The following is a 21,393-nucleotide window of genomic DNA, read 5'->3' as shown; positions in this document are numbered from 1 at the left end:
GGCGCTGCCGTTTTGCGGCTCGCTCATTGCGCCACCTCGTTCAGCGGCTGTGGTTCCTCGTGCGTGCGGTCCGGCACGCGGCGGAAGCAGCGCATAATCACCAGCGCAATCACCGCGCCGAACAGGGCCGCCACGTAGAAGGTGTTGGCAAACCCGAGGTAGTGGGCCAGCGTGCCGCCGATCACCATCGCCGTGCTGCTGCCGAGCACTTCGCAGCACTGCAGCAGGGTGAAATCGGTGCCCGGCTGCACCACCGAGCCGTCTTTCTCCCCTTCGCTCCAGCACATAAACCAGGCGAACAGCGCCACGCAGCACAGGTTAAAGAAGAAGCCCTCCAGCACGAAGAAGGTGAAGACCCACTGGCTGGAGGCGCGGTCGACGGTTAACGACGCCGCCATTCCCAGCCAGCACAGCAGGCTGCCCGACAGGCCGATCAGCGTGAGCCGTGCACTGCTCAGCCAGCGGTGCAGCACGCCGGACGCCACCGCCCCGGCGATATAGCTGACGATCAGCACGCTGCCGGACATCAGGGCAATCTCGTCGAGGCTGACGCCCATATCCACCAGCAGCGGCGACACCAGGCTGGCGCCGAGGGTGCTGGCGGATTTAAACAGCAGCGCGGTGAGGATCACCGGCCCCCAGTGTTTGCGGCGGAAGATATAGCGCAGTGAGGCGCCCTTCTTCGCGACCGGTTCCGCTTCAGCGGGCTGGCGGGCAAAGTGCCCAAGGTGGAGCTGGAACGGCAGATGGCAGACAACCTGGATCAGCAGGCAGAGCAGTACCGTGCCCTGCCAGCCGGTGCGGTAAAAGACGTACAGGCTGACCACCCCGCCCACCAGCATGCCGAGGCTGAAGCCCGCCACCTGGCCGACGTTGACGTTGACGTGGCGGCTACCGGCAAAGGTACGTACCGCCAGCGCATCCACCGCCACGTCCTGAGTGGCGTAAAACAGGTTTACCGCCGTCACCATCACCACCAGGCCGATAATGTGCCCGGCGGGATCGAACCAGAACAGCGCGGCGATCGCCGCCAGCGACAGCAGTTTTAACAGCTGGATCCACGCCAGCCCGGCGGGCAGCGAACGGAAGCCCCACGGACGGCGGTTCTCCAGCCACGAGGCCCAGATAAACTTAAACGCCCACGGCAGCATGCTCAGACCGACCAGGCCGATAAAGCGCAGTTCCGCACCCTGCGCGCGCAGGATCCCCGGCAGGGCAAACAGGGCAAAGCCGAGCGGCGTGCCCTGGGCGCAGTAAAGACCGAACAGGCTGACGATATTCGCATTATATTTCATGATATTCCTTCACTGAGGCACCGGATGCACTGGCGCACTCGCGGTTCAAAAAGGCCAGCAGCGCATCGCGCTGGTGCTGAAGATAAAAGTGACCGCCGCTGAACACTTTCAGGTTGAACCGATGCCCGGTCACCCTTTCCCACTGCGACATTTCATCCACCGTGACTTCGCTGTCGCGCTCGCCGACGGCGGCAAACACCGGGCAGCTGAGTTTTTCCGCGCAGCGGCGCTTGTAGGTTTCAATCGCCTGGAAATCGGCACGGAATACCGGCATCAGCAGCGTCAGCAGCTCGCTGGTCTGGCCCGACGGCATTTCATCGCCGGAAAGCCGGGTTACCTTATCCATCAGATGGCTGTCGCTCTGACGGTGATAGTCACTGCCGCTGTTGCGGTGCGGCGGCAGGCGGCCGGACACCGCCAGGCCGTCAATCGGTCTGCCCTGTTTTTGCAGGCGCAGCGCCACTTCGAACGCCAGCGCTGCCCCCATGCTGTGGCCGAAGAAAAAGGTCGGGCGGCGCGGCAGGAAGTGGCAGGCGTCGGCCAGCCGATCGGCCATCTGATGCAGGCAGGTCAGCGGCGTTTCATTCATGCGCGCGCCGTGGCCTGCAAGCTGGGCGGCGTACAGCGCGCTTTCCTGCGCCACGCCGTCGCGCCACGGCAGAAAATACTCGGCCATGCCCCCGGCGTGATGGAAGCAGACCAGCTGCCGGGAGGTGCCGGCACGCAGCAGGCGTAAAGGGTGTTCAGTCATCGTCTTGCTCCTTGCCCTGATTAAACGCGGCCCACGCGGCGGCAGGCAGCGGCGGCGGCGCGTCGAAGGTGACGCTCTGCGGATTACCGACCTGGCTCATCAGATCCTTCCAGGCGGCGGTCAGCGCCAGCAGCTGCTGGGCATGCTGCGGCTGCGGATCGGCCATCCGTGCGGCAAACTCCCGCAGCGCATGGCGCACCGCCGACGGCCACTGTTCCGCCAGCACGCCGTCCAGATCGTTGCCGTTATCTTCAGCCAGCGCGTACAGCGGCGTGCGGTAGTAGTACGGTGCACTCTCCGGCGGCAGCGGTTCGCGGCAGCCCGTTTCGGTACGTTCGCGCGGGATATGCATCTGCGCATGCCACAGCAGCGGGCCGTGGGTACTGGCCAGCAGCAGGTTGCCGCCCGGCAGGCCGACGCTGATGCGGTGCATAATGTGGAAATGATTATCGGGATCGGCGGGATCGAGCTGATTTTGCAGATTCAGCGTAACCGGCACCCCGGCAATCACCCCGCGCAGCGGGCTGTACGGCGGCGTGCCCTGCATCTGCCCCCGCAGCGCCGGGCTCCAGCCGCCCGGTGCCTCGAAGGCGCAGGGGGCGAAGCGTCCCAGGGCGCGGCCCAGAATATCCAGCAGGCTGCAAATCACCTGCACTCCGCAGGTGGCCTCAATAAACAGCGCCTGCTGCTCCGCCAGCGCACGCTGTACCACGCGAATAAAGCGCCGCACCGCCGGACTATGCGGATAGTGGGTGTTCACGTGGTAGGTGCAGCCGTGCTTACGGGCCAGCTTCAGGCACTGCGCCACGTCGCTCTGGTAAACCGGATGCTCCTGCAGCACCGAGATGCCGCGCTGCAACAGCGCCTGGGCGATCTCGCTGCCCGCGCCGCCGACGATGGCCGAGCGGATCACCACGCAGGCGATATCAATATCCTCCGGCAGATCGTCCACCTGCTGATAAAGCGGCACGCCGTACTTCGCCGCCAGATCGCGCGATCGCGGGCTGCCGCGTGCCACAATGCCCGCCAGTTCGAACCCGGCGAACGGCTGGTTAAAGGCAGAGAGATACACCTGGCCAAACAGCGTGCCGCAGACCACCACGCGTAACGGACGGCTCATAGCTCCCCCTCGGTAAACTGGGGCTGTTCGGCGGGCAGCACGCTGGCAGTAAACTGCGCCAGCAGGCCGCGCGCGTGCAGCGCATTGAGCAGCGGTTCCGCCGTCAGCACCTGCGGCAGCCACTGCAGCCCGTTCGCCGGCTGGCGCAGCAGCGCATCCGCCGCCAGCGCCGCCACGCTGCCGGTCAGGCGGTAGCTGTTGCCAAAGCGCAGGCGCAGCTCCAGGTTAACCGGCTGCCCGGCCTGGATGCCCCGCGCCTGCAGCCAGAAGTGCTGCTGTTCGCCTTCGGCGGCGGTCAGCTCAGTGCTCAGCCGCACCAGCTCCGCCTGCGCCTCATCCTGCTGCTGGCAGGCCAGCAGCATCTGCGCATCGGCCACCAGGCTGTAGGCGGCCAGATTACCCAGCCCGAACTCACCCGCCAGCTGCTCCAGCTCAAAGCTGAGGAACGGCAGCGCGTCAAACGGCCGGGCGGCGGTGGGCACCTTAACCCGCTGCTGCGCCGTGGCCCGCTGCATTTCCCCGTTGGCAATCACCGTGCCTGCCCGGCCCTGCTCCTGGTAAGGATTGAGGCTGGCGATAAAATCCGCGGCGGAAACGGCGGTAAAGCGCTCAATGCCGCCGCCGTACAGGGTGATGTGGGAAACGTGCGCCAGCCGCGCCAGCGCATAGCGCGGCAGCATCGCCGCCAGGCCGGGGGTTAACCCGGCCCCCAGCACGCAGGCGCGGTGCGACAGCGCGTGTTGCAGGCTGCCGTCCTGGGCGATTTCGCGCCACAGCGGCGGGTCGCCCGCCACGTCCACGTAGCCCGCCCCCGCCAGCAGCGCAGCCCGCGCCACGCGAGCGCCAATCAGCGAAGACGGGCCGGCGGCGTTGAGCACCAGATCGGCCCCGGAACACACGTCCGCCAGCGCCTGCGCATCAAAGATGTCGCACTGCCGGTAGTCGGCTTCCAGCCCGCCGGGGCTGCGCCCGACCACCGTCACCCGGTAATCGAGCGATCGCAGCAGCGCCACCGCCGCGCGGCCCACTTCCCCCCGGCCGCCGGTCACAATAATCTGCTTCATACGGCTCTCCGCTGCTGTTCCAGATGCTGCGCCAGCGGAGCAACGTTTTCCGCGCTCATGCAGCTGAAGTGGTCGCCCTGCAGATCGACATAGCGCACTTCGTCGATGCACACCCCTTCCCAGAACGATTTCATATCGCGCTGGAGCGCAGGCAGCAGATAGGTATCCCCCTGCTGGCAGGCGAAGGTCATCTCCCCGGCAAAGAAGCCCGGCTTGTAGCAGCAGATGCCGCGAATGCTGTGGCGGAACACCGCGCACATGCGCTGCCACTCGGCCTCCGCCAGCGCGGGCTGGTCGCCCGAATTGCCGACGATGGCGGCGGTCAGTTCGTTGAGGCGCTGCTCCGCCGTGCGCTGCTGTACCTCTTCATAGGCGCTGGCGAAGGCGGTTTTCCCCTGCTCGCGGGCAACGCGCGCCACGCACTGCGGGGTGATAGACGCCGGGTTGCGGTGCAGGATCTGCTGATAAACCGCTTCCAGCTCACTCCTGTCCAGCGGCCACGGCGCGTCAATGCCCAGCGCCCAGACGATGGCCATGTCGATCATCAGCGGGTCGTCGATGACGTAGGGAATGCGGTAGCTGCTCGCCACCGTCACCGACGCCAGCGGGGTCTGGTTTTCCATCGCCTGGCGGGCGATCTCATAGGCCAGCAGGCCGCCTTTGCAGTAGCCGAACAGGTGAGCATCCGGCGCTATCGCGCGGATCTCCGCCAGATAATCGCTGGCCAGCCGCGCGATCAGCCCCTCGGCGGGCAGGTCGAGGAAGGCATCGGTATTGGCGACGCTGATGGCGTAAACCGGCCCGCTCAGCGCCTCTACCAGCGACAGGCACGGCAGCACCGTGCCGCTGCCTTCGTGCAGGATAAACACCGCTTCGCCGTCGCCCGGCTTGAGGCAGGCCACTTTGGCGTAGCCGTCGCTGTTCTCTTCGTCCGCCGCGCCCTGCTCGCGCAGGTAATCCGCCAGCGCGCGCACCGTCGGCTGCTGTAACACCTGGCGCAGGCTGCCCTCCCACGGCACGCGGTCGGCGCCGAGCGCTTCGCGGATACGGCTGACCCACTGGGTGATCAGCAGCGAATCGCCCCCGCTGGCAAAGAAGTCATCCTGCGGCCCGATGGCGGCGTTATTCAGCAGCTCGCGGCACAGGGTCAGCAGCGTGTTTTCCAGCGCGTCGCTGCCGGCATCGCTGGCCGTCTGCGCCGCGCTTTCAGCGGCGGCAGGCAGTTCCGGCAGCTGGCGGCGATCGATCTTGCCGTTCACCGTTACCGGCAGCGCTTCCAGCACCGCCAGCCGCGCTGGGATCATCGCGGCGGGCAGCTGCGCTTTCAGCGCGGTCAGCAGCGCCTGCGGCTCACAGCGCTGGCGGCGGGAGTTGAACTGCGCCAGCATAAAGCTCTGGCCGAGGCGCGATATCGCATCCTGCTCCGGCGGCCACGCCCACAGGGATTCCGCCCCGACATCATCCAGCGCCGCCAGCCAGCGATCCTGCGGCATAAACGGCGAGTCAATTTCCAGACGCTCGTCGGCGAAGCCGGTCAGGCCGTGCTTGAACTCCATCGAGGTCATCAGCTGGTAGTTGTCGCGGGTGGCTTCGATAATCAGCAGCCAGCCGCCGGGCGCCAGCAGCTGGCGCAGATTGGCCAGCCCGTCGCGGGCCACCACCGCGTTATGCAGCACGTTGTTGGAGACGATCATATCGAACTGGCCGCAGTCCAGGCCCTGCTCCAGCGGCGGGCGGTTAAAGTCGTACAGCTGGTAGCGCACAAAATCGTGCTGCTGATAGCGCTGGCGCGCCTCGTTGAGGAAGAACGGCGAGACGTCGGTAAAGGTGTACTCCACGTCATAGCCCGCCAGCAGCGGGATCAGCACGTTACTGGTGCCGCCAACGCCCGCGCCGATCTCCAGCACCCGCACCCGACGGCGTTCGGCCATCGTGCGGACCTTCTCCTCCGCCGCGTGCAGCAGCAGATGGTTCATCAGTCGGCTGATCAGGTTGTTCTGATAGGCGTGGGTCGCCACGTCGAGCTTGCCGTCCGGGAACAGCAGATTCAGCGGATCTTCTTCGCCGCGCAGCAGTTCCGGCAGGCAGCGGCTGCTGCGTTCCAGGTAGGTCAGCAGGCCGCCGTTGTCATCCAGCCCGGCAATCAGCTGCTCGCCGCGCTGCCACAGGCGGGCAATTTCGGCCCCGTCAACCGACTGCTGCAGCCGGTAGCGGTCGCCGTCCTGCACCAGCATGCCGTGCTGCACCAGCGCGCGCAGCCAGCGGCGCACCAGCTGGCGGTTTTCCTCCGCCACGCCGCCGCTTTGCATCATCTCATCAAGCGTCACCGGCTGGCCGACGTTCAGCGCCCGGCTCTCGCACAGCGCTTTTACCATATGCATCAGCGCCACGCGGTCCAGCGCGTCGGTCAGTTCGGCAATCTGCCCGCGATCCAGCGAGGCGGTCACGCGGTCCGCCGCCTGCTGAAGCGACGGCAGCACCGCCTGCCACTGGACATTTTCCTGCGGATTCGCCGCCGCCAGCATCGCCAGTTCCACGTAGGCGTGCAGCTCTTTCTGCATCGGACCGCCGCGCACCACTACCGACGCCTGCGCCACCTGCGGCAGCCGCGACAGCGCCGCTTCGATCTCGCCCGGCTCCACGCGGTGCCCGCGAATTTTCACCTGCTGGTCCAGTCGGCCGAGGAAGATCAGCACGCCGACGGCGCTGTAGCAGCCGCGGTCGCCGGTGCGATACCAGCGCACGCCGCGTTCGTCGGTGATAAAGCGATCGGCGGTTTTCTCCGCGTCGCCCCAGTAAGAGAGGGCCACGCCGCGCCCGCCGATCCACAGTTCACCCGCCACCCAGTCCGGGCAGTCTTCGCCCACCGCGTTGACCACGCGGAACCGCTGGTTAGCCAGCGGCAGCCCGTAGGGGATGCTTTGCTGATAGTGATATTGCGGATCGATTGGCCAGCAGTTGGACCAGATGGCCGCCTCGGTTGCGCCACCCAGGCTCAGCTGGCACGCCTGTGGCGCACAGCGGGCAATCGCCGCGGGCAGCCCCACCGGGATCCAGTCGCCGGACATCATCACCGAACGCAGCGAGTCCAGCATGGCGTTTTCGGTCGCCAGATAGCCGGTCAGCATATTCATCAAAGCAGGAACGGTGTTCCACAGCGTCACCCGATGCTGGCGGATCAGCCGCGCCCACTGCGCCGGGTTGCGCTGGTCGGCCTCGGCGGGCAGCACCAGCGCGCCACCGGCACCGAGCACGCCAAAGATATCGAACACCGACAGGTCAAAGCTGATGCGGGAAAGCGCCAGCAGGCGGTCGTCGGCGGTTAATGTCAGCCGCTGTTGCAGATCGCGCAGGGTATTGCGCGCCGCATCGTGGCTGATGACCACGCCCTTCGGCTGCCCGGTACTGCCGGAGGTGTAGATAATGTAGGCGGCATCCTGCGGATCGGCCTGCGCCGCGACGCTCTGCGGCGCGAAGGCCACGGGATGCAGCACGTCCACCGCCGCCACGCCCTGCTGCTGCCACGCCTGCTGCTCAATGTGCCCGGCCACCAGCACCGCCTTCACCCCCGCGTCGGCAACGATCTGGGCGATGCGCAGTTCCGGCTGCCCGGCGTCGACCGGAATATAGGTGCCGCCCGCCAGCAGCACCGCCAGCGCGGCGATAATCTGCTGGCGACGCACGTTCAGCACCAGCGCATAGCGGCCCGCGCCGGCCAGGCAGTCGGCCAGGGTCTGCGCCTGATGCAGCAGTTCGCCGTAGCTCACTTCGCCGTCGTCATCAATCAGCGCCACCGCCTGCGGGCGTTGCGCGGCCTGCAGGAGCAGATCGCCGTGCAGCAGCCCGCTGGTGATATCCCGGGCGGTGTCGTTGACGCGAACGCGCGTCTGCTGCTGCGCCTCGGGCAGCGGCAGCGCCACCGGCTGCAGCCAGCAGCGTTCCTCTGCCAGTACCCGGTCGATCTGTTCGATAAAGGCAGTAAACATCGCCGCCACCGTGCCGTCAGGGAACACCCCGTCGATCACATCCCAGTTAATCAGCAGCCCGCCCTGGAACAGCATCACCTGGCAGTCGATCCACACCTGCGGGGTCTGGCTGATGCCCCACGTAAAGTGCGCATCGCCCGGTAGCGCGCTGGCGGTATCCGGCGCGTTTTCGTCGCTGACCAGCGCGCTGGTAAACACCACCGGCATGCGGGCGCGCTGGCTGCCGCGCTGGCGCGCCAGTTCGCGGATGGTCGACACGCCGGAAAAGGCGTTGTGCTCCAGGTCCTGCCACAGCCGGGTTTGCAGCTGGTTGACCCGCTCGCCGAGGGTGCAGGTGTGGCGCAGATCCGCCTCCAGCAGGCTGACCGAGGTAAAGTCCCCAATCAGCGAGGCCACGTCAGGATGCACGTCCGGGCGATCCATCACCGTCAGATTCAGGCAGAAATGACGGCTGGCGGACCAGCGCGCCATGGTTTCGGCATAGATCGTCAGCAGCAGCGCGGAGGGCGACACGCCCTGCTGCTGGCAGCGCGAACGCAGGCGCTGCCACCGGCTGGCATTCCACTGCTGGCTGAGGCGGAAGAACGACGGCGAGCCCTCGTTGGCGGCCTCCGGCAGCAGCGGCAGCTGCGGGCACTCCGGCAGGCTTTCCAGCCGGTTCAGCCAGAAATCACGCGCTTCGGCATAGCGGCGGTGACGCTGCTGGCGCTGCTGGTACTGGATCACATCGCGGAAGCTGACGGTAGGCGCATCCCCGGCGGACTCGCCGCGATACTCGCGCCACAGCTCGGCCAGCAGGATCTGAATACTCAGCGCGTCGGCAATCAGCAGATCGATACTGAAGTGCAGGCAGTCACCGGCGTCGGTGTGGCTGAACTGCAAATCGAACAGCGGCCAGCGGTCGGTGGCGTAAACCCGGTGGGACATCTCCTCGCGCAGCGCCTGCGGCGAGGCGTTGCGGCTGGCGATGGCGAAGTGCGGCACCGACGGCAGGATCTGCTGCTCGCCCTGCAGGTTGACGACGGCGCGCAGCATCGCATGGCGGGCCACCAGCCGGTTCCAGGCGGCCTCCAGACGCGGGGCGTCCCAGCGCGAAGCCTCAATTTCAAAATAGCCGTGGCAGCCGATGCCGCCGAAGTTAAACGCCTGCTGGCGGCCAATATAGTAGGCGGACTGCACGTCGCTGAGCGCAAACGGCAGGTGCTGATCCTGCGGCTCGGCGACAAAGGCGTCCTCGCGGCTCCACTGTTCCAGCAGCGCGATAATCTCCGGTTTGAGTGCCTTAAGCTGCTCAATCTGCTGCGGGCCAATCACCCCCTGCGGGGCGCGAAACTTCAGCGCGCCCGCGTCTAACCAGAACTGCGCCTGCTGTTTTTCAAGGGATAACAGCAGGGAAAGCGCCTGCTGCGCCGATGGTGAATGGCTGGTCATAACGTTCCTTCCTCAAAATGGGTATCCGACGCCTGCTCGCAGGCGGAAGCCACGGCCTCCGCAATGCGATCCAGCGTTTGTAACTGGAAGATTTGCCACAGCGGCAGCTCTGTTCCGTGTTCACGGCGCAGAGCGGCGGCCAGCCGCGTGGCGATAAAGGAGTCGCCGCCGATGGCGAAAAAGTTGTCGTAAATATCGATGTCGTCGCGCTCCAGCAGCGGGGCCAGCAGCGCAATCAGCTGCCGTTCGGCGTCGCTGAGCGGGCGATCCGCCGCCTGGCGCGCCATGCCCTGGGCCAGCGCTTCAATGGCCCGGCGGTCGCGCTTGCCGTTGTCGGTCAGCGGCCAGCTGTCGCAGTAGCCCCACAGGGACGGAATGGCGTAGGCAGGCAGCAGGCCGGCAAGATGCTGCGCCAGCGCGCGCCAGTCGGGCTGCTGTGCGGACTGCACCACCGCTGCCAGCATCGGACGCCCGCCCTGTTCGGCCACCCACACCTGCGCGTCGTCAACGCCCGGTGCGCTATCGATGGCCAGGCGGATCTCGTCCAGCTCCAGACGGTAGCCGGAAACTTTGACCTGGTTATCGCGCCGGCCGAGGAACTCCAGGACCGCGCCGGGCAGGTAGCGACCGATGTCTCCGGTGCGATACCAGCGCTGGCCGTTGAGGGTGACAAACTGGCTGGCGGTGCGCTGTTCATCGCCAAAGTAGCCCGCCGCCACGCCGCGCCCGCCGATCCACAGTTCGCCCGGCACCCAGTCCGGGCAGTCGTCGCCCAGCTCGTTCACCACGCGGAAGGCCTGATTCGGCAGCGGCACGCCGTAAGGAACGGAGTGACAGCCGTCAACGCGCTGCGCCATCGGCCAGTGATTCGACCAGACCGACGCCTCGGTTGCGCCGCCCAGCGCGATGGCCTGCGCCTGTGGTGCCGCCGTTATCAGGCGCTGCGCCAGGGTTGGCGATACCCAGTCGCCGGAGAGCATCACCAGCCGCAGATCCGCCAGCCCGGCGGGTGCGTCCTGCATGTCGCTCAGCGGCAGCGCCATTTCCAGCAGCGCCGGGACGCTGTTCCACAGGGTAATGCGGTGTTCCTGCCCCAGCGCCAGCCAGCGCCAGGCGTCTTTTTCATCCTGCTCCGACACCGTGACCAGGCTGCCGCCCGCCGAGAGCAGGCCGAAGATGTCCCACACCGACAGGTCGAAATGCAGTGCCGACAGCGCCAGCCCGCGATCCCGCTCCGTCACGCCGTAAAGCTGATTAATCGCCACCAGGGTATTCACCGCGGCGGCGTGGGTGATGGCCACGCCTTTGGGCGTTCCGGTACTGCCGGAGGTAAAGATGATGTAGGCCAGCGCATCCGTTGACACCTCTGCGGCGGCAGGCAGCCGGGAACCCAGCGGACGGGCGTCGGCGGCAATCTGCACGATGTCAGACGGCCACTCAACATCATGGCTGCTGATAACCCGCTGCACCGCTGCCTGCGTGACGATCTGCCGGCGGCGGTGCAGCGGCCAGGAAACGGCCAGCGGTACATACACCGCGCCGATCCACTGCACCGCCAGCACCGCAATCACCTGCTCGCTGCTGCGCGGCAGCGCCACGCCGATATGTTCCCCGGCCTGCGCTCCCTGCTCCAGCAGCGCCAGCGCCAGCCGCTGCACCTTCAGCTCCAGCTGGCGATAGCTGAGATGGCGTTCACCGTCGATCAGCGCGGTGCGGTCGGCATAGCGGTGCATGGCATCCGCCACACGACCGTGCAGCGAACGGCAGTCTTCCGGCAGCGTGACGCCGTTCACCTCGTGCCGCGCCGCCTGCTGATGCGCCGGCAGGGCGGGCTGAATAACGGCGTCCCAGTTATCCCGTTCGCTCAGCTCGCGCAGCAGATCGCCGTAGGCGGCAAACATCTCGTCGATGGTACCCGCCGGGAACAGCGCTTCCACCACGTCCCAGTTGAAGTGCAGCTCGCCGTTGCGCTCAAAGACCTGGTGGTCAATCCACACCTGCGGGGTCTGCGATACGCCCCAGATTGACGGCGGAAAATCGGCCTGCGGATAGTCGGTGGTCTGCGCACCCAGCGCGCTGGTAAACACCACCGGCATCATGGTTTGCGCGCTGCCGCGCAGACGGCTCAGCTCGCGCATCACCCACACCGCCGACACATCCCTATGTGCCAGATCGTCGCCCAGCTGCTGCTGAAGCTGGCGGGCGCGGTGCTGCCAGCTCTCGCCCGGTTCGTGGTGGCAGGCCAGCAGCAGCAGCGAGGTGAAGTCGCCCATCACGTGATTGATCGCCGGATGGACCGGCTGACGATCGAACAGCGTGACGTTAATGCTCAGCGACGGCGACGCCGACCAGCGCGCCAGCACCTGCGCATAGCAGGTCAGCAGCAGGCAGGACGGGGTGATCTGATGACTGCGCGCTTTGGCGGTCAGCCGCTGCCAGCGTTCGGCGGAGAGCCAGCCGTTACGGCGGCGGAAGCGCGGCGTGCCGAGGGTGCGCGGATCGCAGGCCAGCGGCAGCGCCGGGGCGTCCGGCAGGCTTTCCAGCCGCTCCAGCCAGTACTGCTCGGATCCCGGCTGCTGTTTGCCGTGAACGGTGGTGACGTAGTCGCGGAAGCCGATATCCACCGGCGGCAGTGCGGCCTGCGGATCGGCATACAGCGCGGCCAGCTCGGCAATAAACATCTGCATGCTCAACCCGTCCAGCACCAGGTTATCCAGCCCCAGGCAGAAGCGGGTTTGCCCGTTGTCGCTGGCAATCAGCGTGGCGTGGAACAGCGGCCATTCGCCCGGTGCCAGTACGCGATGGGAGAGGCTTTCACGCGTGCGTTCGGTAAAGGCCTGCCACTCTGCCGCCGGGCAGCGCAGCACGGTCAGCGCGGCACCGGGCTGTTCCGGCAGCACGCGCTGCATTCCCTGCTCGTCAAAGATCAGCCTGAGGGCATCGTGCCGCGCCACCATCTGGCCCAGCGCGCGATCCAGTCTGCCAGCGTCGAACGCGTCGCCTTCATATTCCGAGTAGTAGTGCGTGGCCACGCCGCCGAGATCGAAGCCGGACTGCCGCCCGGTGAGGTAGGCCTGCTGGACGTCGGTGGCGGCAAACGGCTGGTAGCGCTGTCCGGCATCGTGGACCAGGGCGGCGCTCTGCGTGCCGGCCTGCTGCCCGGGGATCCCACGGGCAAAGTCGCGCAGCACCGGCGAGGCAAACAGCTGCCCGAGGGTTGCGCCGCCGAGGCCGACATCGCCGAGCTGAGCCACAATGCGCGTTGCGTGCAGGCTGTCGCCGCCCAGCTGGAAGAAGTTGCTGGCGGCGTCCGGCATCACGCCGAGCACCTGCTGCCACACCGCCGCCACCTGATGCTCGCGCTCGCCGTGCAGCACGGCGCTCGCCTGGCCGCCTGCGGCCTGCGCATCGGCAGCGGCGCGGACCGCCAGTTCACGCCTGTCCACTTTGCCGTTAGCGCTCAGCGGCATCGCCTCCAGCAGATGGATATGCTGCGGCAGCATATAGGCGGGCAGCTGCTGCTGCAGCCAGCCGCGCAGGGCGGCGGCGTCCGGAATGGCGCGAGACTGCCCGTGCCCGCTCAGCAGCAGCAGCGCGCCTGAACCTACCGCGCAGCGTGATGCCACCGTCATTCCCTGCTCCGCCAGCGCTGCCTGCCAGGCATCAGCGGAGAGCAGCGGCGACAGGCTGCCGCGGCGCGGGTCGTCATAACCGGCTTCCTGCGGCAGCAGCAGCACCGTCAGCTGCGCCAGCGGGCTGAGCGTCAGGGTTTCCAGCACCAGCGCGCGGCTGTCGGCATCGCACAGGCTGCGCAGTGCCTGCACCCCTGTCGCAATCTGACTGAAGCGGTGCAGCGCGTTATTGCTGAGCACCACGTCGGCGCTGAAGCGGCTGCGGTCCGCCGCGGCCAGCAGCAGGCTGCGGTGCGGATAGCCGCTTAAACGAAACTCGGCCTGCTGGCGCAGCGACGAGGCCGACTCCACCAGACAGTATTCAATGGCCGATTCCGGCAGCGCCGCCAGCAGCGCGCTGGCGAACAGGCCGCTGCGGCCGTTGAGTTCAGCCACCCGCACCGGGCGCTGCAGTTCCTGCGCCAGCGCGGTAATCTGCGCTACGATCGTTCCGAGCGCCGCCTGCGTTTCCGGTGCGCCCGCCACCAGCGTTTCCGGCGACAGCACCGGATCGTCCAGCAGCGCCAGCGCATTTTGCCGGCCGCGCACCACGTCGGCAATCCACGCCAGGCGCTGCTGCAGCGACCGGACGATCGCCGCCAGGTGCGGATGCGGCGGTACGGTAGCCTCACCCGGCCACTGCCCGACTTTCACGCCCTGCTCGCCGGAGATCAGGCAGCCCTGCCCGACCAGCCAGCTCAGCCAGTGGCGCACCAGCGGCTGATAGCGCGGCGCGATCTGCGCCTGCGCCAGCAGCGCCTCCGGCTGCTGCCATTCCGTCAGCGCCAGGCCCAGCTTCGCGGTCAGCAGCTGGCAAAGCAGATGGCGCACCGCCCCGGCTTCCTGCTGCGCGGTCTCTTCCACCCGCACGTCATCCGGCAGCGAGGCAGCCGGATGCGCCTGCACCTGCGGTTCGCGCTGCGCTTCCCCCTCAACGAACAGCTGCAGATGCTTCTGCGGCTTATCAAGATAGACCGCCACCGCGCGGCCCACGCGGCTGAAGCGCTCGGCCTGGGCTTCGATATCGCCCAGTTCAATGCGGTAGCCGTTCAGCTTGATTTGCCGATCCTGCCGGCCAAGGAACTCCAGGCAGCCGCCGGGCATAAAGCGCCCGCGGTCGCCGGTGCGGTAGAAGCGTTCGCCGCCCTGCGTGACAAAACCGGCAGCGGTTTTCGCTTCGTCGCCGTAGTAGGCCATCGCCAGACCGACGCCGCCGATCCACAGCTCACCGGCCACCCAGTCCGGGCAGTCGCGGCCCTGCCGATCCACCACGCGATAGGACTGGTGGGCCAGCGGATAGCCGTAGGGGATCGCTTGCCACTGTGGGTCGATCTGCTCAACGTCCAGCGCGTTTGACCAGATGGCCGCCTCGGTTGCACCGCCGAGCGCGGTAAAGCCGGCCTGCGATCCCAGCGCCCGCAGGCGCGGCAGCAGATCCAGCCCCACCCAGTCGCCGGAAAGCAGCACCCGGCTGAGCGACGGCGGCAGTCCGCGCGGATCGTGCTCTGCGGCGGTCAGCAGCATGTCGAACAGCGCCGGAACGCTGTTCCAGTGGGTCACTTCCTGCTGGTGCAGATGATTCAGCCAGCGCGGAGCGTCTTTCTCTTCGCCTTCCGCCGGGATCACCAGCGTGCCACCGCAGGAGAACGCGCCAAAAATATCGTAAACCGAGAGGTCGAAGTTCAGCGCCGACAGCGCGAAGATCCGCATTGCCCCCTCGCCGACGTAGCGACGGTTGATCTCATCCACGGTGTTCGCCGCCGCCTGGTGGCTGACCATCACCCCCTTTGGCACCCCGGTGGACCCGGAGGTAAAGATGATATAGGCGGCATCTGCCGGGCTGCCGCAGGCGATCTCGCTTACGGGCAGCAGCGCGTCGCCGGCTTGGGTGATATCCAGCCAGAGGTCATCGCCCTGAACGGTGGATACGCCCGCGCCGACCACCCGCCGTACCTGCGCCTGCTGGATAATCTGCTGCAGGCGGGTTGGCGGCTGCGCCACGTCCAGCGGGACGTAAACGGCACCCACCGCATGGCAGGCCAGCACCGCGACGATCTGCTGGCGGCCTTTCGGCAGCAGGATCGCCACGCGGTCGCCCGGCTGCACGCCATCTTCACGCAGTCGCCAGGCCAGTTCCCGGGCCAGATGCCCGAGCTGCCGGTAGCTGAGTTCGCCCTGAGCATCCACCAGCGCCCGCTGCTGCGGTTGCTGCTGCACGCTGTGCCAGAATGGCGTATGCAGCAGGCGCGGGCTGAACGGCGGCACGGTATGATGCGCTGAGGAATTGGGCTGAGGATTTGCAGAAGCATCCTGCTGCCCTGTCGGCTGAAGCTGACTTGATAAAACGGAGCCGACCTGACTGACAGACTGCGACGAATGCGGTAATACTGAGGACTTCTGAAACGCGGCGAGGTTCGCAGACGATTGTGGCAGGCATCGCTGCGCCAGCGTGGCGCTGTCAGCGTAGTGCTCCACCGGGGCATGCAGCCACTGCGGGTCGCTGGCGATACCGTCGATCAGCCGGCACATAAAGCTGAACATCTGCTCCACCATCTCCGGCGGGAACAGCGAATCGACGCTGTCCCAGCACAGCAGCAGCGCGCCCTGATGTTCCATCACCTGGCAGTCAATCCATACCTGCGGGGTCTGCGAGATCCAGTAATGCAGCTCGCCGAGCGTGTTGCTGCCGATCAGGTCGCGCCCCAGATTGCTGGTGAACACCACCGGCATCTCCATCTGCCGGCCGTGCAGCTGCGCGCCGTCGCGCATCACGTCCACCGCGCTGTAGTCGGCACGATCGAAGTCGGCCATAAAGCGCTGGTTGAGCCGGCGGATCCCGCCCAGCAGGGTGTCGCCGGGCTGGCTTTCGCAGGCCAGCAGCAGCAGCGTGGTAAAGTCCGCCACCAGCTCCGGCAGCTGCGGGTGATCGCCACGGCGGTTGAAGACAGTGAGGTTCAGGCTGAAATCCGCCGCCGCCGACCAGCCGCGCAGCGTGGCCGCATAGCAGCCCGCCAGCAGCATCGACGGCGTAACGCCCTGACCGCGCGCCAGCGCTTTCAGGCCGCTCCAGCGTTCGGCGTCCAGCTGCCAGTCGCGGTGGCAGAAGCGCGGCGCACCCGGTTCAGCGTGATTTTGCAGCGGCAGCTGCGGTGCCTGCGGCAGCCCCGCAACCAGGCGCTGCTGCCAGTAGTCGCGGCTGGCGCTGAGATCGTTCTGCTGCTGTTCCAGCAGGTACTGCGGGAAGCTGTATTCCAGCGCGGGCCATGCGGTCTGCGGCTGGTGAATGGCACGGCTCAGCTCGGCCAGCAGGATCTGTACGCTCATGCCGTCGGCGATCACCATATCGATGTTGATATGCAGGCGGCTGCCTTCGCGGCGGTGGCTGGCTGCCAGATGGAAGCCGCTTTCCCGGCTGAGATCGGCCACCCGGTGGGACAAACTTTCCCGCAGCGCCCGACGCTTAAGATCGCCGTCGTCTGCCGTCAGATCCTGCCAGTGATAGCTTTCAATGCTCACCGGGCGCCAGGCTTCAATCACCCCCTGTTCCTGCGCGTTGATGCGCATCCGCAGCAGGTGGTGGCGCTGATGCAGCTGGTTCAGCGCGGCGTTGAGAAGCTCATCGGCCAGCGGCGGGCAGTCCAGCTCCAGATAGATCTGACAGGCCACGCCGCCCAGCTGGCGATCGTCCTGCCGTCCGCGCCAGTAGGCCAGCTGCACCGGCGTCAGGGTAAACGCCCCACCGTCCCACTGTACCGCGACCTTCTCAGCCTGCGGGATGGCATCGGCCTGGCCTTCTGCCTGCTGCCAGCACTGGAGCCAGGCGTTAAGGGTGGTTTTTTCAAACAGCTGCGCCAGCGTCAAAGTCACGCCGCGCTTTTTCCCCTCATCCACCAGATCCAGCATCTGCAGGGAGTCCAGCCCCAGCGTCAGCAGATCGTCTTCGCCGTTCAGATCCGCCGCACTGAGGTTAAGGGTGTCGGCGACCCAGCCGCGAACAAACTCGCTGCCCGGCTGCCCCAGTGAGGATGGTTCCCCGATGCGGGCGCTGCCTTCACCCGTGATGCCGCCCGTCCCGGCTGATTTTTCCGATTCTGATGGGGTAAAACGCAGCCCCGGCGGCCAGTGGCGCTGGCGGTCAAACGGATAGAGCGGCAGCAGCACCAGTGCGGCGGGATGCGCCGGTCCGCTGCCCTGCCGCCAGTCGAAGCGGCCGCCGCTCAGCCACTGTTCGGCGTTACCCGCCTGGCGGTAGCGGCTGAGGCGTTCGGTGGTGACGATATCCGGCTGTTTCAGCTGGCTGATTAACTCATCCAGCGACCGGTAGCGGATCAGCGCGCGCAGCGGGAAGCGATGCTCGCGCCCCGCACGCCAGGCATCCAGCAGCGCGGCAGCCTGCTCCGGGTGATTCACCAGGCAGGCGGCCAGCGCGGAGGCGGTCTGGCGCAGGGCGGTTTCACTGTGGCAGCTGAGCGGCAGCTCGCCGCTGACGGACCGCGTGGAGGTGGGCAGCCCCGCCGTTTCCGCGCGCTTAATCAGCGCCGCAGCCATGGTGCCGGTAAAGCTGAAGGCGTTAACAGCCACCCGCTCCACGCTGGCAGCCTGCGTCTGCTGCGGATATCGGTAGCGCGGCCAGCCCTCCGCCAGCTGCGGATTGACCTGATTAAAATGGGGATGCCCAAAGTGCTGCTGGCGCTGCAGCTGGGCCACGGCGCGCAGTACGGAGTAAAGACCGGAGGCCGCTTCCAGATGGCCGAGCTGGGTTTTACTGGCCCCCAGCGGCAGCGGCTGCTGGCGTTCGCCGTACACGGCCGCCACGGCGCTCAGTTCGACCGGGTCGCCAAGCGGAGTGCCGGTGCCGTGGGTTTCCAGCAGCGATACCGCCTCCGGCGTGCAGCCCGCGCCCTCCAGCAGCTGGCGCATCATCGCGCTCTGCGCCTGCGGGTTCGGGGCGGTCAGGCTGCTGCTTTCACCATCCTGCGCCACGACGGTGCTCTCAATCACCGCCAGCACCGGGTCGCCGTCGCGCAGCGCCCGGGCGTGCGGTTTCAGCAGCAGCATCACCGCACCTTCGCCGCGCGCATAGCCGTCGGCATCGTCACTGAAGGTTGCGCAGCGGCCGTTCGGCGACAGCATGCCGGCACTGGTCAGCGCCCGTTCCACCTGCGACGACAGCAGCAGGTTAACCCCGCCGACTACCGCCGCGCTGCACTGCCCCTCGCGCAGGCTGCGCACCGCACAGTCCAGCGCCACCAGCGAAGAGGAGCAGCCGGTATCCAGCGTCAGCGCCGGGCCGCGCGTGCCGTAGAATTTCGCCAGGCGGCCGGAGCTGGCGCTGGCGCTGATGCCGGTCGCCAGCCAGCTTTTGGCGTAGTCGGGATCGTTCTGCTGCATCAGCTGCATGCCGAATTCGCTGCCGCTCTGGCCGATCCAGACGCCCAGCGAGGAGGCTTTCAGGCTCTCGGGACGCCAGCCCGCCTGTTCAAACAGGTGCCAGCTCAGCTCCAGCAGCATGCGCTGCTGCGGGTCGAGCAGCTGCGCCTCTTTCGGGCTGATGGCGAAGAAGGCGGCGTCGAAGCCGTCGATATCGGCCAGCGCCCCCACCGGCAGCGCAAAGCGGCGCAGGTCGTTTGCCTCCTGACGCACCGCCGATTCTCCGGCAGACAGCCATTCGGCATACGCCTGCCATGCGTCATCCTGCTGCCCCGGCAGGCGGCAGCTGATGGCGACGATCGCCACCTCGCTGTCGCTGACCGGCTGCGCAGGCCGTTCGTCGGTTTGTTCCGCAGCGGTGTGGCTGGCGATCCAGCCGCTCAGCTGCAGCAGGGTCGGATGGGCAAACAGGTCGGTGACCACCAGGCGGCAGCCGTACTGTTCATTGATCTGCCGGCACAGGCGCAGCGCCTGCAGGCTGCTCAGCCCGGCGTCCAGCATCCCCTGGGTCGGGTCAAGTTCGCTGACCGACAGCAGGCGGCAGAGTGTGTCGTGCAGCCACGGCAGGATATCATCGCTCAGATCGTGGCTGGCAGCAAAGTCGCGATCGGCGGATGCTGCTGACAATGATGGTGATGATGGTGCTGATGACGAGGTTAATAGTGCAGCCGCCGCGCTATCAACGCGGTTAGATCCGTTAGCGGCATTGGCGCGCTCAGCTAATCCTTGCTGCGCGGCGGACAGGCGATCCTTCTCTGCCATCCCGCCTTCGGGATTTTCAGCCTGATACGCCGATGTTGCCATGCCCGCCGGATCGTTCTGCCAGACAAACAGCGGGCTAAGCTCGTTGCCCTGCCACTCCTTCATCATCTGGCGGCGCTGGATCTTACCGCTGGAGGTTTTCTTCAGTTTGCTCTGCGACAGCACGATAACGCGGCCAATCGTCAGCCCAAAGTGTTCCGCCACCACCGCGCTGGCCGCACGGGCGAGCGTCGTGTAAACCGCTTCGCTCTGATGGCGGCGCGCTTCCAGCATCAGCAGGATCTCGCCGCTGTCGGTGCCCTGACAGGCGCAGACGCCGCCGGTTTTTATCTCTTCGCACTGCTTTTCGATCGCCTGTTCGAGATCGTTAGGCATGTGGTTTTCGCCCGCCACGATGATGATGTCCTTCAGGCGGCCGCAGATATAGAGTTCACCCTGCCAGAGGAAGGCCAGATCGCCGGTGCGAAGATAGCGATGCCCTTCCGGCTCGCCGGTCACCGTCGCTTCAAAGGTTTCCGCGCTGAGCTGCGGCTTGTTCCAGTAGCCGTGCGCTTTGGATGCGCCGCTGGCCCAGACTTCGCCGATATGGCCTTCCGGCAGCGCCCTGTGGCTTTCGGCATCAACGATACGCAGCTGCCACTGCGGATCGACGCGCCCGGAGCTGACCAGCGGCCTGCCGTGAACGTCCGGCTCCGCCCTGCCCGCCGCCAGCGCTACGCCGTTAAAGCGCTGGATCACGTAGTCGGTGTTGGCCGGTTTGTAGGTGATGGCGAGGGTGGACTCCGCCATGCCGTAGGCCGGGGTAAACGCCTGCGGCTCAAAGCCTGCCGGGGCAAAGCGATCGGTAAAGCGCGCCATGGTATCGGCGCGGATCGGTTCGGCGGCGTTGGCGGCCACCTTCAGCGAGCGCAGATCCAGCCCGGCAACCTGTTCATCGCTGACCATCTCATTGCACAGCGCCCAGACGAAGTCCGGCGCGGCCACGGCGTTCGCGCCGTACTCTTCAATCAGCTTCAGCCATTGATGCGGGTCAGCCACCATCTGCGCCGGCGGCATAAAGTTGCAGCAGCCGCCGGAAAGCAGCGGCATCATCAGGCCGCTGAGCATGCCCATATCGTGATAGAACGGCAGCCAGTTGGCGGTGATCACTTCCGGCTGGCAGCGGCAGTGCAGATCCAGCAGCAGCTGCTGCTGGGCGCGGATATTGTCGTCGTAGTTAAGGACGGCCTTCGGTTTCCCGGTCGAGCCGGAAGAGTACTGCAGGTAGACCGGGCCGCCGGGATGGTAGATCCGCTCAAGCGATGCGGCATCCGGCAGTTCGCCTGACGCCAGGCTGTCCGGCAGCTCGTCCACGACGATCAGCCTGCGCTGGTGATGCCAGCCCTTCGACTGAATCTCCTCAACCATGGCGCGATAGGTAAAGATGTATTCCGGCGCGCTTTCTTCGAAAATGTGGCCGATAACCCCGGCGCTGCGGTGAATGCGGAAGGCGTTAGTCAGATGGACCGGAATGGCGGCAACGCCGCTAAGAATGCAGGCGCTGAGGCTGGCAATAAAGTTCGCATCGCCCGGCATCAGCAGGATGGCGCGCTGGTTAACCTTCAGCGTGTCGCCCATCTCCTGCGCCATGGCAAAGGCAGTGTTGACTAACCGACGATAGCTCCATTCATCGGTGTCCTGTTTGTCCCGGTAGCGCAACGCGATACTGTCCGGCTTGTGCTGCGCATGCTGCAACAGCTTCTCTCTGACCCAGCCACTGGCAATAGACGTTCGGTTCATCCCAACTCCCTTAATTCCCCCTCAGGGGACGTAACATAAAAAATGGCCCTGCTGTAAAATCCCGGCCGCAAAAAACGGCCAGAAAAGGTGGCTGCGCGCAGCCA

6 protein-coding genes are annotated in these 21,393 nt (G+C 66.5%); all 6 read right to left on the bottom strand.

Annotated features, from left to right (window positions below; all coding sequences use genetic code 11):
- Positions 1-23: 23 nt before the first annotated feature.
- The 6 genes from PGH32_RS04890 to PGH32_RS04865 are packed head-to-tail and all read right to left on the bottom strand — an operon-like array spanning position 24 to position 21,289.
- A complete protein-coding gene (locus PGH32_RS04890; RefSeq protein WP_337893342.1) occupies positions 24-1,295 on the bottom strand; it encodes an MFS transporter in 1,272 nt (423 codons plus the stop codon).
- Positions 1,285-2,046, bottom strand: coding sequence for a thioesterase II family protein (locus tag PGH32_RS04885; protein WP_314425386.1), 762 nt, complete (start codon positions 2,044-2,046; stop codon positions 1,285-1,287). The genes PGH32_RS04890 and PGH32_RS04885 overlap by 11 nt, the downstream gene beginning before the upstream one ends.
- Positions 2,039-3,166: a Gfo/Idh/MocA family oxidoreductase gene (locus PGH32_RS04880; protein WP_314425389.1), complete on the bottom strand. Its 1,128-nt coding sequence runs from the start codon at positions 3,164-3,166 to the stop codon at positions 2,039-2,041. The genes PGH32_RS04885 and PGH32_RS04880 overlap by 8 nt, the downstream gene beginning before the upstream one ends.
- On the bottom strand, positions 3,163-4,230 hold the full coding sequence (locus PGH32_RS04875) for an NAD-dependent epimerase/dehydratase family protein (RefSeq protein WP_337893341.1): 1,068 nt from the start codon (positions 4,228-4,230) through the stop codon (positions 3,163-3,165). Before PGH32_RS04875 ends, PGH32_RS04880 begins: the two co-directional genes overlap by 4 nt.
- Positions 4,227-9,647, bottom strand: coding sequence for a non-ribosomal peptide synthetase (locus tag PGH32_RS04870; protein WP_337893340.1), 5,421 nt, complete (start codon positions 9,645-9,647; stop codon positions 4,227-4,229). The genes PGH32_RS04875 and PGH32_RS04870 overlap by 4 nt, the downstream gene beginning before the upstream one ends.
- Positions 9,644-21,289 (bottom strand): amino acid adenylation domain-containing protein, encoded by an 11,646-nt coding sequence (locus PGH32_RS04865; RefSeq protein ID WP_337893339.1) that lies wholly within the window; start codon positions 21,287-21,289, stop codon positions 9,644-9,646. The genes PGH32_RS04870 and PGH32_RS04865 overlap by 4 nt, the downstream gene beginning before the upstream one ends.
- Positions 21,290-21,393: the final 104 nt, after the last annotated feature.

Source organism: Erwinia sp. SLM-02, assembly GCF_037450285.1.
GTDB lineage: Bacteria > Pseudomonadota > Gammaproteobacteria > Enterobacterales > Enterobacteriaceae > Erwinia.
This window is presented reverse-complemented; position numbering and strand designations above follow the sequence as displayed.